We start from the raw sequence: 9,204 nt of genomic DNA, 5'->3' as shown, positions 1-9,204 counted from the left end.
CTCGGTGCTGCGGGCGGCAACGTAGGGGATGGGGACGCGCACGGCTGTTCTCTCTGCTTGAGGACGGAAAGGGTCAGGTGCCCCGCCCGTGCGCCACGCGGGGCAGCACACGGGCGGGACTGTTCCCTCACCGCACCGGTATGGGTGCGGCACCCCTGGAAGATCGGCCCGTCATGACCGGGCCGGCTCACATCTCGCGGGGCGGACCGGGGCGGGAGTCCGAACACGTCAGTTCGGGCGGAACACGTCCTGTCCCTACTCGGGGCCTGTCCGGTCGGGGGAGACCGCCCGCCCGTCCGACTCGGGGGCGTCGGACGAGCGGACGGGGCTCAACGGTCACCCAGGGACGCGCACCACGTCCCACGGGGCGGGCGGCACACCCCCTCGGGCGTGATGCGGACCCGCGCACCGAGCAGCGGCAATGAGCCCTCGGTGTCCAACGGAACAGCGGCCCGTACCGTGCTCGTTCCCTTCCGCGCTCCGGGTGAGCACGAACCCCGCCATGTCCCGCTCCACCTGCCCGGTCACGTCCCCGTCACCGCCTCCGACAAGCAATGCGCGTACGTGACTTGGCACGCTCCGGCGATCTCCAGTTCCAGGGAGTGGACACCGGCGACCGGTTCGCGGGTGGGCGGTTCGATGAGCAGGGTCATGGGTGTTCCCTCCGTGTCGTCGTGCTGATCGCTGCTTGGACCCACCCGGCCGCACATGGCGTTCCAGGCGCGGCCGGGCGGGAGCTGTGCGGGAGCCGGCGCCCCGAAGAGCCGGGCGGGTGCGGGGGTGCTCAAGGGGTGTGCGGTGAGTGCGTACCAACAGGTGTCGTCGTGTGCCAGGAACTCGTACGGGTGACCTTGGGTGAGCCGGTGCACCGCGTGCTCCTGGCACTCGGCGTCCCCGGCCCAGAACCGGAGTTCGGCGGGAGCGTCCCGCTCGGTGTGCGCGACGGGTCGCAGTGTCTGGGGCGGGGCCCATGCGGTGGACGGATCAGGGTCCAGGGCGTCGGCGAACCGGTGCGCCTGCCGTCGTAACCACCGCAGCGCCCGCCGGGGGCTCTGTACGTCGAGACCACCGAGACAGACACTCACCCCCGCGTCACCCCCGTAGACCTCGGCCCGGAAGCGCAGGTCAGATAAGGGGGCAACGGGCTTCACAGGATGCGCCCTTCGCTGCGGGCGTTCTTCCTGGCGTTTATCGCACGCAGCCGCTCCATCGGATCGGCGGGCCGGACGCGTTCGGGCTCCGCTTCCCACTCGGGCCCACCGCAGACCGGCCGCAGCGCCCAGTACGGGCCGGCCAACCCCCGGAACTCGCCCACCTGGTCACCGTTTCCGGTGTCCACGACGAGCGTGCCGGGGGCCGGAACATGGGCGGGTCCGTGCCCGTCCGGGGGAACGTTCTGCGCAGACACCACCGCTCCTCTCCGTAGTTGTTCCGCTACTCGGGCGACTCAGCGTGGTCTAGAGTCACGCTGTCTTCAACTTGGGAGTTGCGTTCGGAGAGTTAGGGACTGTGCATGGTGAACCGGAAAGCACTGAACCCCGAAGCGTCACCAGCGGCGGCTTTTGGTGAGCGCCTGCGAGCACTGCGGGACGAGCGAGGCTGGACACAGGACGAGCTAGGCGTGCGCATGGGGTACACCGGGACGCACATTTCCGCCGTCGAAGTTGGTCGACGCCCTCCAACTGGTCGCTTCGCGATCAGTGTTGACAAGGCACTCGGTACGGGTGACAGGTTTCAGCGCATGGTGCACGCCATCAAGAACACAGCGCTTCTGGAGGGGTTCCCGGAGTACGTACAGCAGGAGCTACGCGCCGCAGAGATACGGCTCTTTGAACTGGGCATCATTCCAGGCTTGCTTCAGACCCCGGAGTATGCGGCAGCAATTGCGACGGGCGCAGTGCGGCGGGGAGCGATCACAGAACAGCAGGCAGAGGAACGGCTTACTCACCTTGCTGAGCGACAAGCCGCCCTTAGCCGGACACCCCCACCACTTGTCTACGCAGTGCTGGACGAGAGTTGCATCCGGCGACAAGTCGGGGGCCCCGGGGTCATGGCAGCTCAGTTGGATCGGCTCGTTACGTTCGCCGAGCTACCTTCCACAGTCCTTCAAGTGGCTCCGTTCGACCTTGGGGAGCGGCGCTCGTTCGACTTGCCGGTGACCCTCCTCATCCTCCCGGACCGATCGCATATCGCATACTCCGAGTCTGCACAGCAGGGACATCTGGAGCGAGATATGAGGTTCGTGCAGCCCATGCTGACGGCCTACCATCAGCTACAGGCCGAAGCTGCTTCGCAAGCGGCGTCCGTAGCCACGATCGAACAGTTACGAAAGGGCACCCAGTGACGACCGAATCCCCCCGTTGGTTCACGTCCTCGTACAGCAGTAACGGCGGCCAGTGCGTCGAGGTCGCCACCAACCTCGTCGCCCCGCGCGGCATCGTCCCCGTCCGTGACTCCAAGAACCCGGCCGGCCCGGTTCTGGACTTCGCCACCAGCTCCTTCACGTCCTTCGTCGCGGGCGTCAAGGCCGGAGGGTTCGGCACCGCCTGACCAAGCGGCCGGACCCCGCCCGTTCAAAGCGGCCCCATCGCGCTCGGCACGGTGGGGCTTTGCTGTACCTCCACACGAAACGACGAAAACCCCGCCACGCCTTCCAGGCCGGTCGCATACTCCAAGTCTGCACAACAGCAGGGACAGCCGAAACGGGACATGAGGGTCGTACAGCCCATGCCTACGACCTACCATCAGCTCCACGCCGAAGCTGCTTCGCGAGCAGCATCCGTAACCACGCTCGAACAGTTACGAAAGGGCACCCCATGACCGAGTCCCCCCGTTGGTACAAGGCGTCTTTTCTTATGGCTGTCTGACGGCCGAAGTCGTCGCCCGCCGCTCAGTGTCAGTGGCAGCACCTAGCGTTGTCGATCGATTGGATCTCATCAGGAGGCGTACGCGGTGTTGACGTTGGACGAGGCGGTCGCTCAGCTTGACGACAGGTCCTCGGCGAAGCGACGTGCGGCTGCGAAACGACTGCGCAAGCTCGCTGTCACGGCCGCTGGCCCGGCGCTGTTGCTGGCTCTCCAACGCGAGGTTCTCGACCTGCGGACGTGGGAAACCCAGTACCAGATGGTCATGGCACTCGGAGCGTGCGATCACCGGCCGGCGGTCCCGTTCCTGAGTGATCTGACTCAGCGGCCCCTGGAAGCCACGATGGTGTATGTCGCCCTTGGCGACTCGATCGTGCGGCTGCGCAGCGCGGAAGAGGGAGTCTCAGTCCCGGTGCGATGGTGCCTGGACAGCGGAACGCCCATGCTTGCCGAGGGAGCCCTCCGCGCTGTCGCCATGCTGCGCGCGGTGCCGGAGCCGGAGACCGTCGACTACATCCTCGATTTTCTTGCGCCGCTGAACTCGCACGATGGACTGCGCTTCTGGGTGGCAGCGGCAGCAGCGGGATGGCCGGGTGAGCGGGTCCGCGCATTCCTGGAGAGGTGTGAGGCAGGTCCGCGGGCGGACGTAGCTGATGCGGCGGCCACGTCGCTGGAAGGCAGGTACCAGACGTATCGCCCGCTCTAGCGTGGCCCGAACGACCTGTGGCGCGTAGGTGTGCCGGACGGGGTCATCTCAGTCGGCGGAAGCTGATCAGGGTTGCGGCTATCCCGACGAGGGCGAGGAAGTGTTCGGCCTTGCGTTCGTAGCGGCGGTGGAGCCGGCGGCAGCCGCCCAGCCAGGACACGGTCCTCTCCGACCACCCACCGATGGCGGCCGAGCCGTTGTGGGGACTCGACGCCCTTGCGGGCGGTGCGGTGGCGGATGCCACGGCTGCGGAGCCACCGACGCAGGTGGTCGTAGCCGTAGCCCTTGTCGGCGTGCAGTTTCGCCAGGCGTCGACGGCGTGGGCCTCGGCGGGAGCGGATGGGCGGGATGCCGCGCACCAGCGGCTCAAGGCCAGGCTGTCGTCCATGTTCGCACCTGAGATATCCAGTGACAGCGGTAGTCCGTCGCGGTCAGTGGTGAGGTGAATCCTCGATCCCAGCTTGCCGCGATCGGTCGGATTCGGTCCCGTCAGAGGCCCCCTTGTGCAGCCCGGACGCTGACCGAGTCGATCGCGCACCGCGACCAGTCACGTTCACCCCGGGCACCAAGCTCATCGAGCACGATCCGATAGAGCCGGGCCCAGACCCGCCCCCACTCCACTGAGCGAAGCGTCGGCAGACCGTGGGCCAGGCCGGTCCGAAGACCGGCGGGAGCTGGCGCCAGGTGCAGCCCGAAGTCGCCACGAAGATGATCGCGGCCAGAGCCTCACGGTCACCGGCCCGGCGCCGGACCCCACCCGCCCAAAGCAGCCTCATCACGCTCGCAACGACGGGGCTTCGCTGTACCTCCACACGGAACGACGAAGGCCCCGCCGCGCTCCGGTCAGGAAGCGCATGGCGGGGCACATCTCAGGCAGCGAACCCGGAGGCTCGGAACGCGCGAACAGCCCACAGCGAGGGCGGGCCCATGAGCCTTGGCTACCTCGCCAAGGCCGTGCGTGTCGCTCGTAGGCCGGATGGCGCGGTCAAAACACCGCCCCATCGACCAGGGCCAGGGCGTTCCCGCTTGCCCCAGGCCGAGACGTACACCACCCCGGCGCCGAGGCAGGAGGCGTACTGCGTCCGGCCGAAGCTCCGAGACCTGCGACCGGGTTCAGTCGCGTACGCCCCGGTGGAGTGCCACCACTCCCCCGGTGAGGTTGCGCCAGGCGACCTTCGACCAGCCGGCCTTCTGCAACAGCGCCGCGAGGCCGGGCTGGTCGGGCCAGGCGCGGATCGACTCGGCGAGGTAGACGTAGGCGTCCGGGTTGGACGACACCGCCCGGGCCACCGGCGGCAGCGCACGCATCAGGTACTCGGTGTACACGGTCCGGAAGGGCGTCCACGTCGGCTGGGAGAACTCGCAGATCACCACACGGCCGCCGGACTTGGTGACCCGGTACAGCTCGCTCAGCGCGGCACCGGTGTCCTGGATGTTGCGCAGCCCGAAGGAGATCGTGACCGCGTCGAAGGTCTCGTCCTTGAAGGGGAGCTTCGTGCCGTCGCCCGCAGTGAAGGGCATCCACGGGTGGCGCTCCTTGCCGACCCGGAGCATGCCGATCGAGAAGTCGCAGGGCACCACGTAGGCACCGGCCTGCGCGAACGGCTGCGAGGAGGTGGCCGTGCCCGCTGCCAGGTCGAGGATCTTCTGGGCGGGCCGGGCGTCGACGGCGCGGGCGACCTCCCTGCGCCAGAGCCGCGCCTGTCCGAGCGACAGCACGTCGTTGGTGAGGTCGTAGTTCGCCGCCACGTCGTCGAACATCGAGGCGACTTCGTGCGGCTGCTTGTCCAGGGATGCTCGGGTCACCGTCCCATTCAAGCAGCCCGGCTCCCGGCCGCTCCCGGCGGCGTGGAGCATCTTCAGCCTTTCGGCGCCGGCAGTGCGCCCCGGGGCTCCGACCGGACGGGCCACCACCTCGAACGTCTTCCCGATTTCGGGAACATCACTGTCCTGATCGGCGTCTCACCCGGCGAGGGGAAAGGGTTTTCTGCGCCGGTGTCCACCCGGTGCCCGAGAAGCAGATCAGCGCGCGGGGCGGATGTCCGTCCCCCCGTGCGGACGCTCCGAGACCACGGGTGATCACCAGAACATGCACAGTGACGACGCGCCTCGCATACGGAACGACTCCGGTGCCCGCCGGCCGGCCAGGGGGCCCGCTCCCGGGGGCCGGCCCTCCCGCGCACAGGCCCGGAGGGGCTTAAGGGCCCGCCGAAGACGGATGCGGCGCCGACGCGCCGGGTTCACCGGTGCGGTGATCACGGTGGTGGCCGTCGCGGCGTTCCTCTACCTCGCCCCGCCGTGGCAGGACGACGACGCCACGGTCGCGGCCGGCCAGGACGCGGCTCCGGCCTCCCCGGAGGCCGTGGTTCCGCCGGTGGTGCCGGCCTCGCCGAAGGCGGCGGTGAGCCCCGGGCCCTCGGAGTCCCCGGTGAGCTCGCCGAGCGCCGAGGAGTCCGTCGATCCGGACTCCGTGCCGCAGTCCGGCCCCGGCACCTTCACCGTGGCCCGTGCGGGCGTCCCGTCCGGGGGTGGCGGCAGCCGTTACCGCGTCGAGGTGGAGGACGGCAGCGGTGTGGACCCGGACAGCGCCGCCGAGGACATCGCGGAGATACTCGCCGACCCCCGGGGCTGGAGCAAGGACGGGACCCGTACGTTCCGTCAGGTCGACGACGGATCGGCGGGGCTGGTCATCCGGATAGGGACGCCGAAGACCACCGACCGGCTCTGCGGACAGTACGGACTGAACACCAGGGGCGAGGTGAACTGCCGCGGCGGGAAGAACGTCATGGTCAACCTGGCCCGGTGGCAGCTCGGTTCGCCGACCTTCGACGGTCCGGCGACCGAGTACCGGGCCCTGATCATCAACCACGAGGTGGGCCACTGGCTCGGGCACGGCCACGAGACCTGCCCCGGACCCGGCAAGCCCGCGCCCGCCATGATGCAGCAGATCAAGGGGCTGAAGGGCTGCACGTCCAACGCCTGGCCGTACGACGCGAACGGCCGCTACCTGGGCGGGCCCTCGGTCCCGTGACCCGCCACCGGTGCGGCCGTGGCTCACCTCGGTGCGGCCGTCACCCGCCGCCGGTGCGCTCGCCCGCACCGCCGTCTCACCACCGCCGCCTCACCGCCGCCGGTGCACCAGCCGCCCGCCGAGGACCGTGGCCACGCAGGTCCGGGCGCCCGCCGCGCACAGTGCCGCTTCGTCCGGCACGTCGAAGACCGCGAGGTCCGCGCGGCCCCCGACGGCGAGCGGGCCGTGTGCGGCAGCCGCGAGATCACGCCCCCCGGCGAAGGGGTCCAGGTCCGGTCCGCCGGCCGGGCCCCCCACAGGCGGCACCACCGTGAGGCCCGCGCGGCCCACGGCGGTGCGTACGGCGGGATCGGTGAAGGCGCCCGCGACATGGGTGGTGCCGTGGCGCAGCATGCGTTGCAGTCCGCGGCGTACGCTGCCCGCCCGGCGGGGTTCGTCCATCCGCCCGGCCAGCCGCTCGAAATCGGCCCCGGTCAGCGGCTGCTCGCCGAGCTCGTCCGCCTCGCGCGGGTCCGGGTGGTAGCAGCGGGTCAGCAGCGCGACGCCGTCCCACTGGCGCAGGCCCGGGGTGAGGACGCCCGGCCACTGCCGGACCCGGGCCGCCGGGTGGGCGGCCGTCACCCCGTCGTACGGCCCGAGGGCCACGATCCGGTCGCCGTCCACCGCGACCGCGCCGTCGGCGATGCCCGCAGCGCCGACCGGAAGGACGAGTGGCGCGGCGTGAACGGTCAGCACCGGTGCCTCAGTTGGCGTCGAGGAGCTTCAGCTCCGGGTGGGCGGTGCCGCCCGCGATCGCCGTGGAGGAGATGTGCGAGACGACGCGCTCGTCGACCGGGTCGTTCGCCGGGTCGTCGTGGACGACCAGGTGTTCGTAGGTGGTGGCGCGCTGGGCGGGGACGCGGCCCGCCTTGCGGATCAGGTCGATGATCTCCAGCCGGTTCGAGCGGTGCCTGGCACCGGCCGAGGAGACGACGTTCTCCTCCAGCATGATCGAGCCGAGGTCGTCCGCGCCGTAGTGGAGGGAGAGCTGGCCGACCTCCTTGCCGGTGGTCAGCCAGGAGCCCTGGATGTGGGCGACGTTGTCGAGGAAGAGCCGGGCGATGGCGATCATCCGCAGGTACTCGAAGAGCGTGGCCTGCGTCCGCCCCTTCAGCTTGTTGTTCTCCGGCTGGTAGGTGTACGGGATGAAGGCGCGGAAGCCGCCGGTGCGGTCCTGGACGTCGCGGATCATCCGCAGGTGCTCGATGCGTTCGGCGTTGGTCTCGCCGGTGCCCATCAGCATGGTGGAGGTGGACTCGACACCGAGGCCGTGCGCGATCTCCATGATCTCCAGCCAGCGCTCGCCGGACTCCTTGAGCGGGGCGATCGCCGTACGCGGCCTGGCGGGCAGGAGTTCGGCGCCGGCGCCGGCGAAGGAGTCGAGGCCGGCGGTGTGGATCCGCTGGATGGCCTCCTTCGCGGAGACACCCGAGATGCGGGCCATGTGCTCGATCTCGGAGGCGCCCAGCGAGTGGATGACCAGCTGCGGGAACGCCTTCTTGATCGCGGAGAAGTGCTCCTCGTAGTACTCGACGCCGTAGTCCGGGTGGTGGCCGCCCTGGAACATGATCTGGGTGCCGCCCAGCTCGACGGTCTCGGCACACCGGCGCAGGATGTCGTCGAGGTCGCGGGACCAGCCCTTGCCGGTGTCCTTGGGCGGGGCGTAGAACGCGCAGAACTTGCAGGCCGTGACGCAGACGTTGGTGTAGTTGATGTTGCGCTCGATGATGTACGTCGCGATGTGCTCCGTACCGGCGTAGCGGCGGCGGCGTACGGCGTCGGCCGCGGCCCCCAGCGCGTGCAGCGGTGCCGACCTGTACAGGTCGAGCGCCTCCTCAGGAGTGATCCGCCCGCCTTCGGCGGCGCGGTCGAGGATGGGCTGAAGGTCGGCCTTCTCGGTCACCGGGCTGTCACCTTTCGGCGGTTTTTCTGCGGTTCCACGGACCGATCCAGCGTACGCCAGCCCCTTGTGGGGTCAGCCGCCGGACCGGGTGAGTGTGCCCTTCGGCGTGCCCGCCGCCTCCTCGTGGGATTCGTAGCGCAGGGTGCCCTCGGAGGTCAGGGTGAAGACCAGGTCGGCCTCGCCCCCGGTGCACAGCGCACCGGTGCGGGCGTCCGGGTCGGCGCGCTCGCGGACCTTCAGCTCGGTGGCCGTGCCGGAGACGAGCGTGCCGACGCCCTTGCAGATCACGGTGGTCCCGAGCGCGTCGAACCGGTACGACAGCCGGACCACCTCCTCCCCCTTCCCGCCCTGCACGAACACGGCGGTGAGGGTGCCGTGCGGTGCGCCGCTGCGCTCGGTCGTGGGGCCCTTCCAGGTGCCGGCGAACGCCTTGGGCAGCACGTCCACCGACGCGGACGCCGAAGCCGGCGGAGAGGTCCGCCCGGCCGCCGGGGGCTGCTGCGCGGCGTCGTTGCCGTGGTCGCCGCCGTCCTTGAACAGGTCACCCAGCATCGCGGCGCCGACGGTCGCCACCGCGAGGGCGCCCGCGACGGTCAGGGCGACGGTGCAGCTGACCCGTCGCCCCCGGCGCGTACCGGACCGCGGGCCGGTGTCCGGGGCG

9 protein-coding genes and 2 pseudogenes are annotated in these 9,204 nt (G+C 70.1%); 4 read left to right on the top strand and 7 right to left on the bottom strand.

From position 1 onward, the window contains the following. Positions 1-524: 524 nt before the first annotated feature. Positions 525-1,151, bottom strand: coding sequence for a hypothetical protein (locus tag VN520_RS39520; protein ID WP_414719745.1), 627 nt, complete (start codon positions 1,149-1,151; stop codon positions 525-527). After that, positions 1,148-1,408, bottom strand: coding sequence for a hypothetical protein (locus VN520_RS00950; protein ID WP_325744884.1), 261 nt, complete (start codon positions 1,406-1,408; stop codon positions 1,148-1,150). Before VN520_RS00950 ends, VN520_RS39520 begins: the two co-directional genes overlap by 4 nt. Before the next feature lie 105 nt (positions 1,409-1,513). On the opposite strand from VN520_RS00950, the gene VN520_RS00945 reads away from it, so the two are divergent. The 3 genes from VN520_RS00945 to VN520_RS00935 all read left to right on the top strand — a co-directional run bounded on the left by VN520_RS00945 (position 1,514) and on the right by VN520_RS00935 (position 3,570). Beyond that, entirely contained in the window at positions 1,514-2,344 is an 831-nt protein-coding gene (locus tag VN520_RS00945; protein ID WP_325744883.1) for a helix-turn-helix transcriptional regulator, read from the top strand. Further along, complete coding sequence (locus tag VN520_RS00940) at positions 2,341-2,550, top strand: DUF397 domain-containing protein (protein WP_325744882.1); 210 nt, start codon at positions 2,341-2,343, stop codon at positions 2,548-2,550. Before VN520_RS00945 ends, VN520_RS00940 begins: the two co-directional genes overlap by 4 nt. A gap of 411 nt (positions 2,551-2,961) precedes the next feature. Then, positions 2,962-3,570 (top strand): HEAT repeat domain-containing protein, encoded by a 609-nt coding sequence (locus VN520_RS00935; protein ID WP_414719744.1) that lies wholly within the window; start codon positions 2,962-2,964, stop codon positions 3,568-3,570. A gap of 43 nt (positions 3,571-3,613) precedes the next feature. Here the strand turns inward: VN520_RS00935 and VN520_RS00930 are convergent. Both VN520_RS00930 and VN520_RS00925 read right to left on the bottom strand, forming a co-directional pair. Continuing rightward, positions 3,614-4,328: pseudogene (locus VN520_RS00930) on the bottom strand (IS5 family transposase); the annotation flags it as partial. Positions 4,329-4,683: 355 nt separating this feature from the next. Further along, positions 4,684-5,376 (bottom strand): demethylmenaquinone methyltransferase, encoded by a 693-nt coding sequence (locus VN520_RS00925; protein ID WP_325744880.1) that lies wholly within the window; start codon positions 5,374-5,376, stop codon positions 4,684-4,686. Between the two features lie 412 nt (positions 5,377-5,788). Here VN520_RS00925 and VN520_RS00920 point away from each other — a divergent pair, with 412 nt between their 5' ends. Next, positions 5,789-6,601 carry a DUF3152 domain-containing protein gene (locus tag VN520_RS00920; RefSeq protein ID WP_325744879.1) on the top strand — a complete coding sequence of 271 codons (813 nt, stop codon included), beginning with the start codon at positions 5,789-5,791 and terminating at the stop codon, positions 6,599-6,601. Between the two features lie 90 nt (positions 6,602-6,691). Here VN520_RS00920 and VN520_RS00915 read toward each other — a convergent pair whose 3' ends face one another. The 3 genes and pseudogenes from VN520_RS00915 to VN520_RS00905 all read right to left on the bottom strand — a co-directional run. Continuing rightward, positions 6,692-7,336: an imidazolonepropionase-like domain-containing protein gene (locus tag VN520_RS00915; RefSeq protein WP_325744878.1), complete on the bottom strand. Its 645-nt coding sequence runs from the start codon at positions 7,334-7,336 to the stop codon at positions 6,692-6,694. A 7-nt stretch (positions 7,337-7,343) separates the two neighbouring features. Beyond that, positions 7,344-8,543: a cyclic dehypoxanthinyl futalosine synthase gene (mqnC, locus tag VN520_RS00910; protein ID WP_325744877.1), complete on the bottom strand. Its 1,200-nt coding sequence runs from the start codon at positions 8,541-8,543 to the stop codon at positions 7,344-7,346. A 72-nt stretch (positions 8,544-8,615) separates the two neighbouring features. After that, positions 8,616-9,204 (bottom strand): annotated as a pseudogene (locus VN520_RS00905) (serine/threonine protein kinase); the annotation flags it as partial.

This window comes from Streptomyces sp. (assembly GCF_035563135.1).
Classification (GTDB): Bacteria; Actinomycetota; Actinomycetes; order Streptomycetales; family Streptomycetaceae; genus Streptomyces.
The sequence above is the reverse complement of the archived record's forward strand: the minus strand, read 5'-3'. Positions and strand labels throughout refer to the sequence as shown.

What these genes read in the sequence shown, in the direction of transcription:
- VN520_RS00945 (WP_325744883.1), top strand. Translation starts at nt 1,514, where the DNA reads ATGGTGAACCGGAAAGCACTGAACCCCGAAGCGTCACCAGCGGCGGCT.
- VN520_RS00920 (WP_325744879.1), top strand. Translation starts at nt 5,789, where the DNA reads ATGCGGCGCCGACGCGCCGGGTTCACCGGTGCGGTGATCACGGTGGTG.